The organism is Marivita sp. NO-S04, from assembly GCF_059070475.1.
The window spans coordinates 1,398,061-1,415,715 of sequence record NZ_CM180980.1 but is presented as its reverse complement, the minus strand read 5'-3'; the positions used below and the strand labels follow the sequence as shown (position 1 = coordinate 1,415,715).

Annotated in this window: 21 protein-coding genes; 4 read left to right on the top strand and 17 right to left on the bottom strand. The window is 60.6% G+C overall.

The window, feature by feature from the left end:
- Positions 1–4: 4 nt before the first annotated feature.
- The 6 genes from ACK3EW_RS07510 to ACK3EW_RS07485 all read right to left on the bottom strand — a co-directional run bounded on the left by ACK3EW_RS07510 (position 5) and on the right by ACK3EW_RS07485 (position 2,913).
- Positions 5–406: a nuclear transport factor 2 family protein gene (locus ACK3EW_RS07510; RefSeq protein ID WP_493809095.1), complete on the bottom strand. Its 402-nt coding sequence runs from the start codon at positions 404–406 to the stop codon at positions 5–7.
- A 1-nt stretch (position 407) separates the two neighbouring features.
- Positions 408–596: a hypothetical protein gene (locus ACK3EW_RS07505; protein WP_493809094.1), complete on the bottom strand. Its 189-nt coding sequence runs from the start codon at positions 594–596 to the stop codon at positions 408–410.
- Positions 593–1,201 (bottom strand): NADH-quinone oxidoreductase subunit C, encoded by a 609-nt coding sequence (locus tag ACK3EW_RS07500; RefSeq protein ID WP_493809093.1) that lies wholly within the window; start codon positions 1,199–1,201, stop codon positions 593–595. The genes ACK3EW_RS07505 and ACK3EW_RS07500 overlap by 4 nt, the downstream gene beginning before the upstream one ends.
- Positions 1,198–1,731: a NuoB/complex I 20 kDa subunit family protein gene (locus ACK3EW_RS07495; RefSeq protein ID WP_439120838.1), complete on the bottom strand. Its 534-nt coding sequence runs from the start codon at positions 1,729–1,731 to the stop codon at positions 1,198–1,200. Before ACK3EW_RS07495 ends, ACK3EW_RS07500 begins: the two co-directional genes overlap by 4 nt.
- Positions 1,722–2,087: an NADH-quinone oxidoreductase subunit A gene (locus ACK3EW_RS07490; protein WP_085629592.1), complete on the bottom strand. Its 366-nt coding sequence runs from the start codon at positions 2,085–2,087 to the stop codon at positions 1,722–1,724. Before ACK3EW_RS07490 ends, ACK3EW_RS07495 begins: the two co-directional genes overlap by 10 nt.
- A 349-nt stretch (positions 2,088–2,436) precedes the next feature.
- Entirely contained in the window at positions 2,437–2,913 is a 477-nt protein-coding gene (locus ACK3EW_RS07485; RefSeq protein WP_493809092.1) for a DUF411 domain-containing protein, read from the bottom strand.
- 154 nt (positions 2,914–3,067) lie between these two features.
- Between ACK3EW_RS07485 and ACK3EW_RS07480 the strand changes: the two genes are divergently transcribed.
- On the top strand, positions 3,068–4,390 hold the full coding sequence (locus ACK3EW_RS07480) for an MmgE/PrpD family protein (RefSeq protein WP_493809091.1): 1,323 nt from the start codon (positions 3,068–3,070) through the stop codon (positions 4,388–4,390).
- 4 nt (positions 4,391–4,394) lie between these two features.
- Here the strand turns inward: ACK3EW_RS07480 and ACK3EW_RS07475 are convergent, their stop codons facing one another.
- From ACK3EW_RS07475 to ACK3EW_RS07430, 10 genes are all read right to left on the bottom strand, one after another.
- Positions 4,395–4,766 carry a hypothetical protein gene (locus ACK3EW_RS07475; RefSeq protein ID WP_493809090.1) on the bottom strand — a complete coding sequence of 124 codons (372 nt, stop codon included), beginning with the start codon at positions 4,764–4,766 and terminating at the stop codon, positions 4,395–4,397.
- Positions 4,763–5,539, bottom strand: a complete 777-nt coding sequence (locus tag ACK3EW_RS07470) for a crotonase/enoyl-CoA hydratase family protein (RefSeq protein ID WP_493809089.1) — start codon at positions 5,537–5,539, stop codon at positions 4,763–4,765. The genes ACK3EW_RS07475 and ACK3EW_RS07470 overlap by 4 nt, the downstream gene beginning before the upstream one ends.
- A complete protein-coding gene (locus tag ACK3EW_RS07465) occupies positions 5,536–6,387 on the bottom strand; it encodes a hydroxymethylglutaryl-CoA lyase (protein WP_493809700.1) in 852 nt (283 codons plus the stop codon). The genes ACK3EW_RS07470 and ACK3EW_RS07465 overlap by 4 nt, the downstream gene beginning before the upstream one ends.
- A 48-nt stretch (positions 6,388–6,435) precedes the next feature.
- A complete protein-coding gene (locus tag ACK3EW_RS07460) occupies positions 6,436–7,107 on the bottom strand; it encodes a glutathione S-transferase family protein (protein ID WP_493809088.1) in 672 nt (223 codons plus the stop codon).
- Positions 7,104–9,044 (bottom strand): acetyl/propionyl/methylcrotonyl-CoA carboxylase subunit alpha, encoded by a 1,941-nt coding sequence (locus ACK3EW_RS07455; RefSeq protein WP_493809087.1) that lies wholly within the window; start codon positions 9,042–9,044, stop codon positions 7,104–7,106. The genes ACK3EW_RS07460 and ACK3EW_RS07455 overlap by 4 nt, the downstream gene beginning before the upstream one ends.
- A gap of 63 nt (positions 9,045–9,107) precedes the next feature.
- Positions 9,108–10,739 carry a carboxyl transferase domain-containing protein gene (locus ACK3EW_RS07450; protein WP_493809086.1) on the bottom strand — a complete coding sequence of 544 codons (1,632 nt, stop codon included), beginning with the start codon at positions 10,737–10,739 and terminating at the stop codon, positions 9,108–9,110.
- A 1-nt stretch (position 10,740) separates the two neighbouring features.
- Positions 10,741–11,229: a lysozyme inhibitor LprI family protein gene (locus ACK3EW_RS07445; protein WP_493809085.1), complete on the bottom strand. Its 489-nt coding sequence runs from the start codon at positions 11,227–11,229 to the stop codon at positions 10,741–10,743.
- Positions 11,226–12,788, bottom strand: a complete 1,563-nt coding sequence (locus ACK3EW_RS07440; RefSeq protein ID WP_493809084.1) for an AMP-binding protein — start codon at positions 12,786–12,788, stop codon at positions 11,226–11,228. The genes ACK3EW_RS07445 and ACK3EW_RS07440 overlap by 4 nt, the downstream gene beginning before the upstream one ends.
- On the bottom strand, positions 12,785–13,090 hold the full coding sequence (locus tag ACK3EW_RS07435; RefSeq protein WP_493809083.1) for a hypothetical protein: 306 nt from the start codon (positions 13,088–13,090) through the stop codon (positions 12,785–12,787). Before ACK3EW_RS07435 ends, ACK3EW_RS07440 begins: the two co-directional genes overlap by 4 nt.
- A 213-nt stretch (positions 13,091–13,303) precedes the next feature.
- Complete coding sequence (locus tag ACK3EW_RS07430; RefSeq protein ID WP_493809082.1) at positions 13,304–14,467, bottom strand: isovaleryl-CoA dehydrogenase; 1,164 nt, start codon at positions 14,465–14,467, stop codon at positions 13,304–13,306.
- 137 nt (positions 14,468–14,604) lie between these two features.
- Here ACK3EW_RS07430 and ACK3EW_RS07425 point away from each other — a divergent pair, with 137 nt between their 5' ends.
- A complete protein-coding gene (locus ACK3EW_RS07425) occupies positions 14,605–15,075 on the top strand; it encodes a pyridoxamine 5'-phosphate oxidase family protein (RefSeq protein WP_493809081.1) in 471 nt (156 codons plus the stop codon).
- Between the two features lie 9 nt (positions 15,076–15,084).
- Positions 15,085–15,540, top strand: a complete 456-nt coding sequence (locus ACK3EW_RS07420; RefSeq protein WP_493809080.1) for a CreA family protein — start codon at positions 15,085–15,087, stop codon at positions 15,538–15,540.
- Here the strand turns inward: ACK3EW_RS07420 and ACK3EW_RS07415 are convergent.
- Positions 15,537–16,199 carry an HAD-IA family hydrolase gene (locus tag ACK3EW_RS07415; RefSeq protein WP_493809079.1) on the bottom strand — a complete coding sequence of 221 codons (663 nt, stop codon included), beginning with the start codon at positions 16,197–16,199 and terminating at the stop codon, positions 15,537–15,539. The genes ACK3EW_RS07420 and ACK3EW_RS07415 overlap by 4 nt on opposite strands.
- 105 nt (positions 16,200–16,304) lie before the next feature.
- On the opposite strand from ACK3EW_RS07415, the gene glmU reads away from it, so the two are divergent.
- The gene (glmU, locus tag ACK3EW_RS07410) at positions 16,305–17,654 is read left to right on the top strand and encodes a bifunctional UDP-N-acetylglucosamine diphosphorylase/glucosamine-1-phosphate N-acetyltransferase GlmU (RefSeq protein WP_493809078.1); all 1,350 of its coding nucleotides are present in this window, start codon (positions 16,305–16,307) and stop codon (positions 17,652–17,654) included.
- The last annotated feature ends 1 nt before the right edge of the window (position 17,655 follow it).

The following is a 17,655-nucleotide window of genomic DNA, read 5'->3' as shown; positions in this document are numbered from 1 at the left end:
CTCCTCATTCCGCTGCATCCAGACGGGCCGCCGTCCGGAATACTTTGGTCAACAGTTTCCATGATCCATCCGTGAGGACGAACCCAAGGTGATCTTCGTAGCGGGCTGGGGGAACATCCACCCAAAGATGCACACGCGCCATGCAGTCACCGCTGACATCCACGCCCAGTATCTCGTAGGACGCGTCACCGCTGAACGCCGTCCGTCCGGACACCCGCGCGAGATACGCCGCCTTGTCCCAATGCTGGATCGTGCCGTCATCATTCACCAGCGTCATGCTGAATTGGTCGTGGCACATATCCGCAAACACATCCGCGCGTGCGTAATAAACCGCTTCGGAATACGCCACAGCCTGCGCGAGAACCGCGTCGAACGTCCGCATTTTGGGTGCCGCGCTGCCGTCCATATCAGCCCCGCCCTGCCTCATCCGACTTGAACGCCATGATCCACAGGAAAACCGAGGCGATCAGCGGGAAAATCGTCAAAAGGGCCGCCCAGTTGGGCAGGCCATAGCGAGGCAGCAGCTTCCAGAAGGGCACGACGATCAATACGCCAATGACCAGGAACCACAGAAAACCACCGCCGCCACCCATCATGCTTTGGCGTCCTGCTTTTCGTCACCCGGCAGCACATATTGCGCGCCTTCCCATGGGGACATGAAATCGAACTGCCGATACTCCTGAACAAGGCTCACCGGCTCGTAAACCACGCGCTTTTTCTCTTCGTCGTAGCGGACTTCGGTATAGCCCGTGGTCGGGAAATCCTTGCGCAGCGGGTAACCGCGGAAACCGTAATCGGTGAGGATGCGGCGCAGGTCCGGGTGGCCTGAAAAGAGGATACCAAACATGTCGAACACTTCGCGTTCGAACCAGTTGGCGCTCGGGTGCACATCGGTGATCGACGGAACCATCTCGTCCTCGCGGATGCTGACGCGCAGGCGGATACGGTGGTTCTGGTACATCGACAGGAAGTGGTAGACCACGTCGAACCGCTTGGGGCGATCCGGGTAATCCACCGCCGTGATGTCCACCAGCGACGAGAACTTGCAGGTGTTATCGGTCTTCAGGAACTCGACGAAATTGGCGATGTTCGACGGCGCAACATCCACGTTCAATTCGCCATGGGTCACGTCCCATGCGATCACGCAGCCCGGGCGCTTCAACTCAAGATGCTGACCAAGTTCGTTCTGCGCTTCACTCATCTTACAATCGTCCCTGTCCGGCGGATCTTCCGTTGCAGCGCCAAGATGCCATAAAGCAGCGCTTCCGCTGTCGGCGGGCAGCCCGGCACGTAAACGTCAACCGGCACGATCCGATCACAGCCGCGCACGACGGAATAGCTGTAATGGTAGTACCCACCACCATTGGCGCAGGACCCCATCGAGATCACGTAACGCGGTTCGGGCATCTGGTCGTAGACCTTGCGCAGCGCCGGCGCCATCTTGTTGGTCAGCGTGCCTGCGACAATCATCAGGTCGGACTGGCGTGGGGATGCCCGCGGTGCTGTCCCGAACCGTTCAAGATCGTAGCGCGGCATCGAGGTGTGCATCATCTCGACCGCACAGCAGGCCAGACCAAAGGTCATCCAGTGCAGCGACCCGGTGCGCGCCCAGTTGATGATGTCTTCGGTCGAGGTCAGAAGGAAGCCTTTGTCCGCAAGCTGCGCATTGAGCGCCTGAGTTGCGTGTTCCTTGTCCGCCCCTGCGGTATTCGCGCCAGCCATCACTCCCATTCCAGCGCTCCTTTTTTCCACTCATAGGCAAATCCGATGGTCAACACACCCAAGAACACCATCATCGACCAGAAGCCGGTCATGCTAATGTCTTGAAAGGCCACCGCCCACGGGAAGAGGAAGGCAATTTCCAGATCGAAAATGATGAAGAGGATCGACACGAGATAAAAGCGCACATCGAACTTCATCCGCGCATCGTCGAACGCGTTGAACCCGCATTCATACGCAGACACCTTTTCAGGGTCCGGATTGCGCACCGCGATGATCACGGCAGCAAGGATCAGGACAAGGCCCAATCCGATGGCTATGGCCAAAAATACGAGGATTGGCAGGTATTCCCGCAGCATGTCTTCCAAGACGAGGCTCCTTTTCCCATCGCGCACCAAGACGCGCCGTCAAGTGGCGAGGTTGACTTGGGGCTGATCTACTCCCGTCTCTGCCAAGGGTCAACCGCAGGGCAACATCTTACACGCAACGAATATTTGCGTGAAAACAGATGGATCATGGGGATTTTGCCCCTGTTTCTAGGGACATGCGGCAATTGGGCGGCACCGGCGACCCGACCCGACCGCGCCGTTGCGTCGCGGCATCTGCCAGATCACTGAGCACGAACACCTTTGCGTCCGCTTGCATTACGAAAAATGAGTCTCTTGTCTGACACCGGGTCACAGGCCGTGCACGCGCTGGCGAACTCCCGCAAATCGGTCAGGCTGCTGCGTCGTACCGTGTGTAGATCTCTGTGGCACCATCCCGAAGGATCAGGTGAACCTCATACGCCTCGCGCTGGCTTTCAGGCCCCATCCCCGGTGATCCAAACGGCATCCCCGGCACCGCAAGCCCGATGGCATCTGGACGCTCGGCCAGCAGTTTGCGAATGTCCTGAGGCGGCACATGGCCTTCGATCACATAGCCCTCGATATCCGCCGTATGGCAGGACGCCATGTTTCGCGGAATCCCACGCTTGATTTTTTCCTGCACCAATCCACCGCTGGTGCGGGCCTCGGTGGTGATGATGAAACCGTCCTGTTCAAGGATTTCGATCCACGCCGAACAACAGCCGCAATTCGGGTCTTTGAAGACATGCATTTGCGGCGCGGTTTGGGCCTGCGCGCTTTTCGCTGCAACCAAAAGCGCCGCCGCCCCCAACAGGACCGATCTTCGGGAATGAGACATCTGTGGCATACGGTTTCCTTCGTTACGGCTTTCTTGGACGAAACCCTGAGCACGGGGAAAGGTCAACACACTCCGGGACAAATGACCTCCAAGGTCGTTTTTGACCGCGACAGACCAAGCGCCGTGCGGAGACTTGCCCCATTACGCCGCGAAAGCTTCAGCCATGAAAACGACCTTGCACAATTTCCTGCACCACACGACCTATCACGACCTGCCAGACGATGTCCGCAGTTTCGCCCGCCAATGGCTTCTTGACCTGATCGGTGTGGCTGCCGGAGGGCGCGCTACATCGCTGTCGCGGATCATCCATACCCATGCGGCCCGCCACTTTGGCGGTGATGGCGCACGTATGCTCTTTGACGGGCGCGAGGTCAGCCCCGCAGGGGCCGCGCTGGCTGGCGGCATGACCATAGACGCGCTGGATGCCCATGACGGCCATAAACTCACCAAAGGCCATGTCGGCTGCGGCGTTTTCCCATCTCTCCTTGCCATGTCGCAAGCCGAACAGCGCCATGACGCCCAAGAGTTCCTGACGGCTCTGGTTCTCGGATACGAAATCGGAACACGCGCGGGGATTGCCCTGCACAGGACAGCCACTGACTACCACACGTCCGGCGCGTGGATCGCCGTGGCCGTGGCCGCTATGGGCGCGCGTGTGCTGCGCCTGAACGCAACGAAAACCCGCGAAGCGATCGGCATCGCCGAATATCACGGACCGCGCAGCCAGATGATGCGCACAATCGACCATCCCACGATGGTCAAGGACGGATCAGGCTGGGGCGCGATGGCAGGTGTCTCCGCCGCCTATCTCGCGCAGGATGGCTTTACGGGCGCACCAGCCCTCACCGTGGAACAGGGCGAAGTCGCTGACTTGTGGGCCGATCTTGGCAGCAATTGGCGGATCACCGAGCAGTATTTCAAGGCCTATCCGGTTTGCCGGTGGGCACAGCCTCCGTTGCAAGCCGTGCTGAACCTGCGCCAAACCCATGGCCTGACCTCGCGGGACGTCACTCGGATCGACATCACGACCTTTCACCAGTCCCGCAGACTGGCAGTCACTGATCCCAAAACAACCGAGGAAGCCCAATACTCCACCGCCTTTCCAACCGCCGTTGGCATGGTCCGCGGGACCTGCGGCCCTGCGGACGTGAACGAAGCCAGCTTTTCAAACCCCGAAATTCAACGCCTGGCCCGATCTATGGTGATCCGTGAAAGCGATACCTACAACGCAGCCTTTCCGGCCAAGAGAATTGCCGACGTCACCTTGGTTTTGAATGATGGGCGCGAACTCCGTTCTGGCCCGACCGAAGCCCTTGGAGACCCGGAAAACCCTGTGTCTCTAGATACTGTTATATCCAAGTACTACGCCTACGCGGAACCGATGCTCGGTCAGGCCCGCGCGCACGACATCCAAACCCACGTTCTGTCTTTGGGCGAAGAGGACGATCTCACCGCTCTTCTGTCCCTGCTCACAACGGCTGTCTGACGCCTCAGGCCGTCATGACCACCAACCCCATCGCCGACAGGACCAGCATGATCGGTCCCCAGACCATGCGTTCCGGCTTTGACGGCGTGATCCAGTTCAGAACCGTACTTACACCCGTCACGGCAAGTGCCACCCAGCCTGTCCAGACCGGCCAGCCCAGCCCCGGAAATCCGGCCGCCGACAAGATCGCCAATCCCTGCAACAGCACCACAGGGATCGATACCGCTGCAATGATGCGACCCGACAGCGGCAGCGCGCCTTCATGCTGACCGCTTTGCGTATACCGACCCAAGGGCGCGCCAAGGATCAGCGCCACCTGAAAAAACGCAATCGCGAGCATTGCTGTCGCATAAAGGTGTGCGATCTGAACCGTCATTGCCAGCTAGGCGCACGCTTGTCGAAAAAGGCGCCTACCCCTTCGCGCGCCTCGTCCGATTGCCACCGGCGCGCCAAAGCGTCGATGGCAAGATCCACCTGCTCCGGCGTCACCCGACCGGCAAGGTCACGCATCAGCGCCTTGGCCTCGGCCACAGCTCCCGGTGCGCAGGACAGGTATGGCAGAACCTCAGCCTCGATGGCATCGTCCAAACCGTCCAGTTCGACCGTACGGCTGAGCAGGTTCAACCGGACGGCTTCCTCTGCTCCGAACACACGCGCTGACATGAACACCTCCGAGGCTCGTGTCCCGCCCATCCGCGCGAGCACGTATGGCCCGATATTGGCCGGGATCAGCCCCAACCGCGTTTCCGTAAACCCAAATTTGGCCCCGGTGACCCCGATTGCCACGTCACACACCGAAACAAGACCAACGCCTCCCCCCAGCGCATTGCCCTGCACCCGACCAATGAGCGGCTGTGGCAGATCATAAAGCGCGCCCAGAACAGTTGCGATCCGGCGGCTCTCCACCCGGCGCGTGTCGGCATCCATGTCGAACTGCTCGCGCATCCAAGCCAGATCACCACCCGCACAAAAGGTCTTACCTTCTGCCGCAAGAACAACCACCCACACCGCCGGGTCGCTGGCCAAGCGCCGCGCCGCCTCTTCCAACTCGGTCATCATCTGCGCCGACAACGCATTGTGCTTATCGACGCGCGCCAGCGTCAGCGTCGCCACCCCGCGCGCATCTGTCTCAAACCGGATCAAACTCACCCCCGCATCCTCCGCGCCATTTCAGCCGCCGCGGCGACCACATCCATGTCCAGACCATGCTCGTACCCCAGCGAAGCCACCCGCTCCGCCACGGCCTCCGTCGCCACGTTGCCCGCAGCGCCCGGCGCATAGGGACAACCGCCCAAACCACCGACCGCCGCATCGAAGACCCGTAAGCCAAGGCCCAATGACGCCTCGACATTGTCACAGGCCAGACCACCCGTGTCATGGTAATGCCCCGCCAATCGCTCTGCCGGCATTTCCTGCAATACGGCGCCCAGCATCGCGACGATGCTTTCAGGCGTCGCGCGTCCGATCGTGTCACCCAAAGACACCTCGTAGCAGCCCATGTCGCGCAACGCCGCCACCACCCGCGCCACAGCGTCCGGGGCCACGACCCCATCATAGGGACATTCGACCACGCAAGACACATAGCCCCGCAGCGGCACACCATCGGCAACGGCTGCTTCGGCCACCGGCCGAAACCGCTCAAGGCTCTCGGCAATGGTCGCGTTGATATTGGCTTTCGAGAACCCTTCCGATGCCGATCCGAAAATCGCCACCTCATCGGCCCCGGCGGCCAACGCGTCCTCGAACCCCCGCAAGTTCGGCGTGAGCGCCGCGTAAGAAACCTCCGGCATCCGCGTAATACCGGCCAAAACAGCTGCCGAATCCGCCATCTGCGGCACCCATTTCAGACTCACGAAACTTGCGCATTCGATCCGCCGGAACCCGGCCCGAGACAGACAATCGACCAGAGCGATCTTTTCTTCGACCGGGATCAAACGCGCTTCGTTTTGCAACCCGTCGCGCGGTCCTACCTCAAAAATTTCGACCCGCTCGGTCAACTTGCCATCCCCCTGCTTCTTCTTTTTCCAAATATGCACGGCCTGACATCAGCCAATTGCCTCCCACGCCGGGTAAAACTCCTGCGCATAAAGCCCGGTGCCCGCCTCCGGCAGCGATTTCTGGAACTCCGGCCGCTCCGTAATCCGCTCGTACCATTCGGCCACCGCCGGATGCCCCTCCAGCTTGGCAAAATGCCGCGCCATATAGATCGCCTGTCCAACCGACACATCTGCTGCAGAAAATCCGCTGGTCAGCAGATAATCCCGGTTTTCCACCGGCGTCGACAGCCGCGCCTCAAGCGCGTCATAGCATTTGTCCAACCGTGCGGCTTCCAGCTTCATCACAACCGGTGAGCGCATTGCGTCCTCATAAAGCATGATATGCTGCTGCGTCAGCGCCGCGGCGTGCTGGCTGATGGTCTCCGCAAAATGCACCCAGACCAGCCAGGCCATCCGGTCCGGATCATCCGGCCCCCGCCCCATATTTGCCTCCGGGAACCGCTCACACAGATATTCGGTGATCGCCCCGGTCTCAAACATCCGCTCGCCGTCGATCTCAAGCGCTGGAACACGTCCCGCAGGGGACAACGACAGGTATTCCGGATCGCGCAACGACCTGTCGAAGGCATGCAGCACAACTTCGAAGTCAACCTCCAGCTCATAGAGCAGCCAAAGCGTCCGCATGGACCGGGTCTGAGGGCAATGGTGCAATCGGATCATATCTCTTCCTCTTCCAGACGGATCAGCACCGCACCCGCCTCGACCTGAGACCCGGCTTGGGCCATGACCTCGGCAACAACACCATCACGCGCGGCAAGCAGGGAATGCTCCATCTTCATCGCCTCGAGTATGGCCAGCCTGTCTCCCTTGGCAACCGTGGCCCCGGCGCTGACAAAGACCTGCCGCACCAATCCCGGCATCGGTGCTTCGATCAGATCGCCCGACGCCCCGGCCCCGGCATCCACATCCAGCGGATCGACACGGCGCAGCACGGTTGTCAGGTCTCCAAACACCGTTGCAACCCCGTCTTCAACGAACACTGCCGAACCGGGTTGCCCATCAAAGCGCCAGCCATTGGCACCATAACGCGCCGCCACGATCTGCCCGTTGACCGCCACGTCGATCTCACCCGGACCACGGGTCGTAATCCGACACCCAAGGATGTCCTCACCAAACGCCACTGCCAAGTACTGCGCCACCGGAGCCCAAAGCGCAAAACCGTCCAAGTTTTGCGGCGCACGGTCCAAACCAACCAGCGCCAGAACCGCCTGCGCGGTGACTGCTGGCGCGAGGTCCGGCACATCTGTCAAAGCCACAAGGTCGCGCCCAATCAACCCTGTATCGACATCCCCAACCGAAAACCCCTTATGCCGCGCCAAAGCCCCCAGAAAGGCAAGATTGGTGACGGTTCCAGCCACCTGTGTCTCCGCCAAAGCCTGCCGCAGTTTGCGCAAGGCAACCGCACGCGATGAACCATGCACAATGACCTTGGCAATCATCGGATCATAATGCGGTGAAATCACATCCCCCGTCCTGACACCGGTATCGGCCCGCGCACCCTTGGGAAAAGCCAAATGCGCCAACCGCCCGGTTGCCGGCAGGAACCCGGCTGGCACGTCCTCGGCGTAGAGCCGTGCCTCAAAACTGTGCCCCGTGATCGTCAGGTCGCCTTGGACACAGGGCAAAGGCTCACCCGCCGCCACACGCAGCTGCCATTCCACCAGATCGACCCCGGTGATCGCCTCGGTCACCGGATGCTCCACCTGCAGGCGCGTGTTCATCTCCATGAACCAGAACCCGTCTGGGCGCAGCCCGTCCGACCCATCAACGATGAACTCAACCGTCCCCGCGCCCTTGTAACCAATGGCCTCTGCGGCACGCACCGCCGCGTGGCCCATCGCGTCCCGCATCTCGGGTGTCATCCCAGGCGCGGGGGCTTCCTCGATCACCTTTTGATGGCGCCGCTGCAACGAACAATCCCGCTCGAACAGATGCACCGCCGTCTCGCCATCCCCAAAGACCTGCACCTCGATATGGCGCGGGCTGGTGATGTATTTCTCGATCAGCACATGCGCATTGCCAAAGGCGGTTTTTGCCTCGGACTGGGCCGAAGCCAACGCATCGGCGAACCCCTTGGGCGCCTCGACCAGCCGCATGCCTTTGCCGCCGCCACCCGCAACCGCCTTGATCAACACCGGATAGCCAATCGCCTCGGCCTCACGCGCCAGCAAGTCCGGCGACTGATCCGAGCCCTGATAGCCCGGCACCACGGGCACACCCGCCTCCGCCATCAACGCCTTGGCTGCATCCTTGAGCCCCATCGCCCGGATCGCCGAGGCCGAAGGCCCGATGAACACCAGCCCCGCCGCCTCGACCGCGTCAACGAACTCAGGGTTTTCTGACAAGAACCCATACCCGGGATGGATCGCCTGCGCGCCAGTAGCCTGCGCCGCCGCGATGATCGCATCACCTCGCAAGTAACTCTCGGCGGGGGATGCCCCACCCAAAGACACCGCTACATCCGCCATCTCCACATGGCGCGCCTGCGCGTCCACATCCGAATGCACCGCCACGGTGCGCACGCCCAAACGGCGGCAAGTGTCGATCACCCGGCAAGCAATTTCGCCCCGGTTGGCTATCAGGATCGTGTCAAACATCTCGCACCATCGCTTCTCTTCATCTTGCCCGTAAACTCCGGGGGTTTAGGGGCTGGCCCCCAATTACATGCGGAACACACCAAACCGCGTGTCCTCGATGGGTGCGTTCAAAGCCGCCTCCAGCGACAGCGACAGCACCGCCCGTGTCTTGCGGGGATCCACAATCCCATCATCCCACAACCGCGCCGAAGCATAGAGCGGGTGCGCCTGTTTCTCGAACATATCCACCGTGGGTTTCTTGAACGCGGCCTCATCCTCTGACGACCACGCCTCGCCGCGCTTCTCCATTGCGTCGCGCTTTACCGTCGCCAAAACGCCCGCCGCCTGTTCGCCGCCCATCACCGAAATGCGCGAGTTCGGCCATGTCCACAAAAAGCGCGGCTGATAGGCGCGTCCGGCCATGCCGTAATTGCCCGCCCCGAACGATCCACCCACCAGCATGGTGATCTTTGGCACCGAGGTACAGGCCACGGCCGTCACCATCTTTGCCCCATGCCGCGCGATGCCCTCGTTCTCGTATTTCCGGCCCACCATGAAACCGGTGATGTTCTGCAGGAACACCAGAGGGATCTTGCGCTGCGAACACAGTTCTACGAAATGGGCCCCCTTTTGGGCGGCCTCAGAGAACAACACGCCATTGTTGGCGATGATCCCCACCGGCCAGCCGTCGACATGAGCAAAGCCCGTCACCAAAGTCTCGCCAAAGCGCGGTTTGAATTCGTCGAAATAGGATCCGTCTACCACCCGCGCGATTACTTCGCGAATATCATAGGGCGTGCGCAGGTCGCCCGGCACCACGCCGAAGATCTCGTCCGGATCATACGCCGGGTCTTCTGCCGTTTGCCGTAGGGTGTATGCTCCACACGCACCGCCCAATGACCCAACCGCACAGGTTTGATTAAGCGCGCCTACGGCGCGACGCGCCAGTGCCAGCGCATGCCCGTCATCCTCGGCCAGATAATCCGCCACACCCGACAGCCGCGTGTGCACGTCACCGCCACCCAGATCCTCGGCTGTGACAACCTCGCCAGTTGCAGCTTTCACCAAAGGCGGACCGGCGAGGAAGATCGTCCCCTGCTCCTTCACGATGATGGTCACATCCGACATCGCGGGCACATAAGCGCCGCCCGCCGTGCAGGACCCCATCACAACGGCGATCTGCGCGATCCCTTTCGCGCTCATCCGCGCCTGATTGTAGAAGATGCGCCCGAAATGGTCGCGGTCGGGGAAGACCTCATCCTGATTGGGCAGATTCGCACCGCCGCTATCGACAAGGTAAATGCAGGGAAGATGGTTCTCCTCGGCAATCTCTTGCGCACGAAGGTGTTTCTTGACGGTCATCGGGTAATACGTACCGCCCTTCACGGTGGCGTCGTTGCACACCACCATGACCTGACGGCCCATCACCCGGCCAACACCGGCGATCACCCCGGCGCAAGGTGCTGCCCCGTCATAAAGCGCATGTGCCGCCACAGCACCCACCTCCAGAAAGGGCGATCCGGGGTCGAGCAGGTTGGCCACCCGGTCCCGAGGCAGCATCTTGCCGCGCGAGACATGCCGCTCGCGCGACCGTTCTCCACCTCCTGCAGCCGCAAGATCGGCTGCCTCACGAACCACGCGCAGTGCCTCTTCATGCGCGGCAATGTTCGCCTTGAACTGTTCCGACGACGCAATCGCCTGTGACCGAAGTTTCATCTTATTGCCCCCGCATATCGCGCAATTCGATCGCGCGCTGTGCCGTCATTGTCAGGTGGCAATTGGCCCCCACTATGGTGCGGATCGTCCCGTCCTGCCACATCGCGTAGCGCGCCGCGCAATCGGCATCGCGAAAGGCGATCCATGCCCGTTGTGCATCGCGTAATGCGTCAGAGCGGTCCAGCACCTGCGACGGCCCCTGCTCGTCCGCGGTTTCGTTGGCCATCTGTGTCCATTTGTATTCTTCGTTGAGGATCACATCCCACATCGCGGTTTCCGCCTCGATACACTCTGAAATCCCGATAGTGGTCGATCCGCCCGGCTGCTCCTGACACTGGCCGGACGCCTCCCCAAGACAGATGGGATAAAGCGCACCGATCTCGGTATTCTCGAAGCAGTCACGCACGATCTGCTGGTCTATTGTGAACTCTTGCGCTGTGCCAACCTGAGGAACACAGAGCAGCGCCGCCATCATCAAACCCCGTTTCATGCCTTGCCCTCCTGAGCAGCGCGCGCTTTCAATTCCTTGCGGATAACTTTTCCAGTGACGGTCATCGGCAGATCTGTCAAAAATTCGATTTCCCTTGGATAAGAATAGCTTGCAAGGCGATCTTTTACCCATGACTGAAGATCTGTTACCGATGCGTTAACGCCTTCTTTAAGAACCACATAGGCCTTGACGATCTCGGTGCGCAGCGCGTCGGGCTTGCCCACAACACCGCAGGTCGCCACCGCCGGATGGGTCAGCAGGCAATCCTCAATCTCAGCCGGTCCGATGCGATAACCCGCTGAGGTGATTACGTCGTCCTCGCGCCCTAAAAAGGTGATGGTATCCCCGTCCTTGATCCCGCGATCACCGGTGATCATCCAATCGCCCCGGAACTTCTCGGCGGTCGCGTCGGGTTTGCGCCAGTATTCCAACATCATCGACGCCGATCCGCGGCGCACGGCGATGTCGCCCTCACCCTCGCAGGGCAAGCCCTCCGGCCCGATCACTGACACCTGATGCCCCGGCACCGCGCGGCCCATCGACCCCGGCACGGCATCGAAGGACGCACCGCAGGACGACACGATCATGTTGCATTCGGTCTGGCCGTAAAACTCGTTGATTGTCACACCGAACGCGTCGCGGCCCCAAGCCAGCATCTCGGCACCGAGCGGCTCGCCGCCGCTGGCGACCGACCGCAAGCCGTCGATCCGCGCATCCGCTGCCTTGAGCATCCGAAGCGCGGTTGGTGGAAAAAACACATTGCGCACGGTGCCTTCCTGGCAAATCCTTGCGCATTCTTCGACCGAAAACTTCGGCATGCGCGCCGCAACCACCGGCACTCCCAACGCAAGCCCCGGCATGAGCACGTCGAAAAGGCCACCGATCCACGCCCAATCCGCAGGGGTCCAGATCACGTCGCCGTCTTGGCCCAAGAAGTCGTGGCTCATCTCGACACCTGGCAAATGGCCGGTCAGCATCCGATGCCCGTGCAGTGCCCCCTTGGGCGACCCTGTTGTGCCGCTCGTGTAGATCAACACCGCTGCGTCTTCGGGTCCGGTCTCAACAATCGCGCGGGTGCCAGAGGACGCACCCAGATCACTGCGCGTCACGGTCGCCACACCCAACCCGGTCAGTTGCACGACGCCTTCAAGGTCGGTCACAACAACACCCAGCCCCGCATCATCAATCCGGGATTTCAGCGCGTCGGTGCGGAACAGCTTGAACAACGGCACCGAGATTGCCCCCAACCGCCACGCAGCGATATGGGCGGCGGCGCAAAGCGGCGATTGCGACAGCAACACGCCCACCCGGTCACCTTTCATCACACCGCGTTCGATCAGCGCCACCTCGACCTGCCGCGACCGATACCACAGATCGCCATAGGTGACCTTGCGCACCCGCTCGGGCGTGACCTCAAGGATCGCTATGCGGTCAGGCTCTGTTGCGGCCCAGCCATCGCACACCTGATGCGCCATGTTCAGCGATGTGGGCAGGTCCCAGTCGAACCTTTTGCACAGGGCATCATAAGCGGCAGGGCGTAGCATCGGACGGGTCGTCATGTCGAAGGCCTTTCGAATCCATCGGCTCCGCTGGTCGCGATCAGCCGCCCAAACCGGTTCACATGGTAAACGCGCGAGCCACAGCGCACAGTGATCCACGCGCCATCCACTTGCCCCGCCAGACCGACGCAATCGCCAGCTGTTGCACCGGGTCCACCGTCTTGGGTCACATAGCGGGAGGCCATCGCATTGATCACATCCGTCTCCGTTATCGTGGCAGCGATCCAGCCATAGCGGAACGCCAAGAGTGCGCCGACCAGTGTGGCAAGCCCAAGAGGCACCCACCAGACCCAGCCCGGCATCAGAGGATCAAGCTTTTCAATGTCATCAACGCGATCCTCTTTGCATTTTTGACAACGCGCAATTCATTCCGAAAACCGGTGCCCACTTTTCGGATTGCGCTTGTGCATTGTCGCGCAATTCATTCCGAAAACCGGTGCCCACTTTTCGGATTGCGCTTGTGCATTGTCGCGCAATTCATTCCGAAAACCGGTGCCCACTTTTCGGATTGCGCTTCATCCCATCGCCGCCATCATCTCGCGGCCCACCAACATGCGCCGGATTTCAGAGGTGCCGGCACCGATCTCCATAAGCTTGGCATCTCGGAAAATCCGTGCGACCGGCGCGTCGGACAGGAACCCCGCGCCACCCATCGCCTGCACCGCCTGATGCGCCTGCACCATCGCCTGTTCGCTGGCGTAAAGGCAGCAGGCGGCGGCGTCCTGACGGGTCACATCGCCCCGGTCGCAGGCCTTGGCCACCTCATATACATAAGCACGCGCGGAATTCATCGCGGTATACATGTCCGCCATCTTGCCCTGCATCAGCTGGAAGCTGCCAATCGGCTGGCCGAACTGTTTGCGCTCGGCCATGTAGGGCATGATTTCGTCCAGACAGGCGGCCATGATGCCAAGGCCGATGCCCGCAAGCACCACACGTTCGTAATCCAGACCGGACATCAGAACACGCACGCCGCGGCCCTCTTCGCCCAGGACGTTCTCGAACGGCACTTCGACATCGTCGAAGATCAGCTCGGCGGTGTTCGATCCGCGCATCCCCAGCTTGTCGAAATGCGGGGAGGTGCTGAAACCTTTCATCGTCTTTTCAATCAGGAAGGCGGTGATACCCTTGGACCCGGCATCGGGGTCGGTCTTCGCATAGACCACCAGCGTGTCCGCATCCGGTCCATTGGTGATCCAGTATTTGTTGCCGTTCAGCTTGTAATGATCGTTTCGCTTTTCAGCGCGCAGCTTCATCGACACCACGTCCGACCCGGCCCCCGGCTCGGACATGGCCAATGCACCCACATGCTCGCCCGAGATCAGACCCGGCAGGTACTTGGCTTTTTGCGCGTCACTGCCATTCAGTTTAATCTGGTTCACGCACAGGTTGGAATGTGCGCCATAGGACAACGACACCGAGGCAGACGCCCGCGCGACCTCTTCCACCGCGACAGTGTGCGCGAGATATCCCATGCCCGCACCGCCGTATTGGTCGTCAACGGTGATGCCCAGCAGGCCCAGTTCCCCCATCTCGGTCCACAGTTCGGGCGGAAATTCATTCGTGCGGTCGATATCGGCCGCCATCGGCTTCACCCGCTCCTGCGCCCAGCGATGCACCATTTCGCGCAGGGAATTGACGTCTTCCCCAAGATCAAACTGCATGGTCGCGTTGAACATTCGCCTCTCCCCAAGCGGATTTATTGAACACTTGTTCAAATCTTACGAGAAACCCCGGCATCAGGTCAAGCGCAAGGAACTGTCCGCAGTACTGGGCGTTGGGAGAGCGAACCGCATCAATAGCGAAAGGACATTCCATGACAGCCACACTGACCGATACTTTCTGGAGCAATATGAGCAAGATTCACGTCATTCTGCTTGGCTCTGGCGACGGAACGCCTGTGCCGATGTCGCCGCTGGCACGCCAAGAAGACGGCGCGATCTGGTTCATCACATCCGCCGATCACGACAGCTTCAAGGCCGCGAAAACTGGCGACGAATCCAAAATCTACCTCTGCGATTCGGCGGGTCACATGTACGGCACCATCAAAGGGCATCTGTCGGCGTCGCAGGATAGCGACAAACTGGATGAGCTTTGGTCGCCGATGGCCGCTGCATGGTTTGACAATGGGCGCGAGGATGACTCGGTTCGACTGATGAAATACACTCCATCCGAAGCCGAGATTTGGGCCACCGATGGCACCGCAAAGTACCTGTTCGAGACGATCAAAGCGAATGTCACCGATGCCAAACCCGATACCGGCACATACGGTATCATCCATTTTTAAGGACTACACATGACCAGATTGGGAACCGCCTGCCTACTTGGCCTGCTTTCACTGCCCCCGGCGCAGGCCGAACAGGTGGGCGAAGTTGGCGTTGATTGGGTTGGCAATGACATCATCATCGAAGCCATCGCCGACCCGGATGTGGCGGGAGTGACTTGCCACATCGCCTACTTCGAACGCGGGCTGTTCGACCGGCTGAGCAAAGGCAATTGGTTTGAAGATCCATCAAACGCGTCGATCTCATGCCGCCAGACAGGCCCGATCACAATCGGCGATATAGACCGCGACGACGACGGCGAAGACGTGTTCCGCGCATCGCGGTCGATCATTCTCAAGTCGCTTAGGGTAAAGCGTATCTTTGACGAAAAAAACCAGACCCTGATTTACATCGCCCACGCTGCTGAACTGACGGACGGATCGGCCAAAGTGTCGATGTCGACTGTACCGCTTTACGGATCGGACTAACCCAGCAGCCGCGTCGCGACTTCGGGCAATTCGTCGAAATGCTGAATGATCGCATCCGGTTCCAGCGCGGCCATATCGCCGCCCGCCGGACCAAAGCCGACCAGCACACAGGCGACACCCACGGCGCGGGCGGTGTCGCGGTCGGTGACTGTGTCCCCAATCAAACAGCTTTGTGTAACAACGCCACCTGCCCGCTCGACCGCCGCGATATAGGGCGCGGCATCGGGTTTACGGGTGGGCAGCGTGTCCGCCCCGATCAATGACCCAAATGCGCCGCGTACACCAAGCCGTGTCATCAACGTCTCAGCAAGGCCTTCGGGCTTGTTGGTGCAGATACCTACCGCCATTCCGTTCGACTTAAGGACCTCGACCGCCTCCATCGCGCCGGGGTAGAGCACGGTGTAGGTGTCGATGGCCTCGCCATAGGCCGACAACAGCACCGAGTAGTATTGATCGACCAGTTCGGCGGAATACTGCCCAGCCCGTTCCAGACCAAGCGTCAGCATCGCTCGCCCGCCTCTTAGCGCCGTTCCCGCATCCGCGACCGGATCAAGCCGGGTCTCAAATCCCATCTGGTCAAAGCAATGGTTGGCCGCCGCGATCAGGTCGCCACTTGTATCGGCCAGCGTGCCGTCGAGATCAAAAATTACCGTACGCACTGCGTGTCTCCTGTCACAAGTCGCAACCATGTGTGAAATCTCGCGCCTTGCGGCACGCCCCAAGACCGATAAAAGGACCACAGGCAAAAGACAAAGAGAAACCTGATGAGCACAGCTTTGGTCATTCTTGCGGCAGGCAAGGGCACCCGCATGGAATCGGACCTTCCGAAAGTCCTGCACAAGATCGGCGGTGCACCTTTGCTGCACCACGCCATGCTGTCCGCATCAGCCTTGGAGCCCGAGCGCACCATCGTCGTTACAGGCCACGGTGCGGATCTGGTCGAAGCAGCTGCACAGGATTTCGACGCCGACGCGATCGCAGTGCGTCAGGACGAACAGCTTGGCACAGCCCACGCCGTTGCACAGGCAAAGACAGCGTTAGACGGGTTCGAGGGCGATGTGATCGTGCTCTATGGCGACACGCCGTTCATCACCACGGAAACCCTCGAACAAATGATCGCGGCGCGCACGTCGAGTGACGTCGTGGTGCTTGGGTTTGAGGCCGCCGACCCCGGCCGCTACGGCCGCCTGATTATGGACGGCTCTGCGCTGATGCAGATCGTCGAATTCAAGGACGCAACAGAGGCCGAACGCGCCGTGTCGCTTTGCAACTCGGGTGTGGTTTGCGTCAGCAAGGACCTGCTGTTCGATCTGCTAGGGGCGGTCGGCAATGACAATGCGGCAGGCGAATACTATCTGCCCGATATTGTTGGAATCGCCAATGCGCGCGGTCTCAAAGCCACTGCCGTGACCTGCGACGAGGCGGAAACGCTAGGCATCAATTCCCGTCTGGAACTCGCCTCGGCGGAAGCGTTGTTTCAACAGTCCAAACGCCGCGCTCTGATCGAAGACGGAGTGATGATGCAGGCCCCTGACACAGTATTTCTGTCCTTCGACACCATTATCGGCCGCGACGCGGAAATCGAACCCAACGTGATCTTCGCCCCCGGTGTCACCGTCGAATCCGGTGCACGCATCCGCGCCTTCAGCCATCTGGAAGGCGCCCATGTCAGCCGTGGCGCAACCGTGGGCCCCTTTGCCCGCCTGCGTCCCGGTGCGGAACTGGCCGAACATGTGCACATTGGTAACTTCGTTGAAATCAAGAACGCCACGATCGACGAAGGCGCGAAGGTCAATCACCTGACCTACATCGGTGACGCCCAGATTGGCGCGCGTACAAATGTCGGCGCGGGCACCATCACCTGCAATTACGACGGCGTGATGAAACATAAGACCATCATTGGCCGCGACACCTTTATTGGATCGAACACGATGCTTGTTGCCCCTGTCACGGTCGGCGATGAGGCGATGACAGCCACCGCCACAGTGGTGACCAAAGACGTGCCGGATGGGGCAATGGCCATAAGCCGGGCAGAACAGAACAACAAACCGGGATTTGCACGCAAGCTGTTCAGTATGTTGCGCGCTAAAAAAGCCAAAATGGCAAAGGGTTAGG

Excerpts from the sequence above, each read along its gene's own strand:
- ACK3EW_RS07510 (WP_493809095.1), bottom strand. The coding sequence starts at position 406 with ATGGACGGCAGCGCGGCACCCAAAATGCGGACGTTCGACGCGGTTCTC.
- ACK3EW_RS07455 (WP_493809087.1), bottom strand. The coding sequence starts at position 9,044 with ATGTTTGACACGATCCTGATAGCCAACCGGGGCGAAATTGCTTGCCGG.
- ACK3EW_RS07435 (WP_493809083.1), bottom strand. The coding sequence starts at position 13,090 with ATGCCGGGCTGGGTCTGGTGGGTGCCTCTTGGGCTTGCCACACTGGTC.
- ACK3EW_RS07475 (WP_493809090.1), bottom strand. The coding sequence starts at position 4,766 with ATGACGGTTCAGATCGCACACCTTTATGCGACAGCAATGCTCGCGATT.
- ACK3EW_RS07450 (WP_493809086.1), bottom strand. The coding sequence starts at position 10,739 with ATGAAACTTCGGTCACAGGCGATTGCGTCGTCGGAACAGTTCAAGGCG.
- ACK3EW_RS07460 (WP_493809088.1), bottom strand. The coding sequence starts at position 7,107 with ATGATCCGATTGCACCATTGCCCTCAGACCCGGTCCATGCGGACGCTT.
- ACK3EW_RS07425 (WP_493809081.1), top strand. The coding sequence starts at position 14,605 with ATGACAGCCACACTGACCGATACTTTCTGGAGCAATATGAGCAAGATT.
- glmU (WP_493809078.1), top strand. The coding sequence starts at position 16,305 with ATGAGCACAGCTTTGGTCATTCTTGCGGCAGGCAAGGGCACCCGCATG.
- ACK3EW_RS07430 (WP_493809082.1), bottom strand. The coding sequence starts at position 14,467 with ATGTTCAACGCGACCATGCAGTTTGATCTTGGGGAAGACGTCAATTCC.
- ACK3EW_RS07495 (WP_439120838.1), bottom strand. The coding sequence starts at position 1,731 with ATGGGAGTGATGGCTGGCGCGAATACCGCAGGGGCGGACAAGGAACAC.
- ACK3EW_RS07485 (WP_493809092.1), bottom strand. The coding sequence starts at position 2,913 with ATGCCACAGATGTCTCATTCCCGAAGATCGGTCCTGTTGGGGGCGGCG.
- ACK3EW_RS07420 (WP_493809080.1), top strand. The coding sequence starts at position 15,085 with ATGACCAGATTGGGAACCGCCTGCCTACTTGGCCTGCTTTCACTGCCC.
- ACK3EW_RS07480 (WP_493809091.1), top strand. The coding sequence starts at position 3,068 with ATGAAAACGACCTTGCACAATTTCCTGCACCACACGACCTATCACGAC.
- ACK3EW_RS07445 (WP_493809085.1), bottom strand. The coding sequence starts at position 11,229 with ATGAAACGGGGTTTGATGATGGCGGCGCTGCTCTGTGTTCCTCAGGTT.
- ACK3EW_RS07440 (WP_493809084.1), bottom strand. The coding sequence starts at position 12,788 with ATGACGACCCGTCCGATGCTACGCCCTGCCGCTTATGATGCCCTGTGC.
- ACK3EW_RS07505 (WP_493809094.1), bottom strand. The coding sequence starts at position 596 with ATGATGGGTGGCGGCGGTGGTTTTCTGTGGTTCCTGGTCATTGGCGTA.
- ACK3EW_RS07500 (WP_493809093.1), bottom strand. The coding sequence starts at position 1,201 with ATGAGTGAAGCGCAGAACGAACTTGGTCAGCATCTTGAGTTGAAGCGC.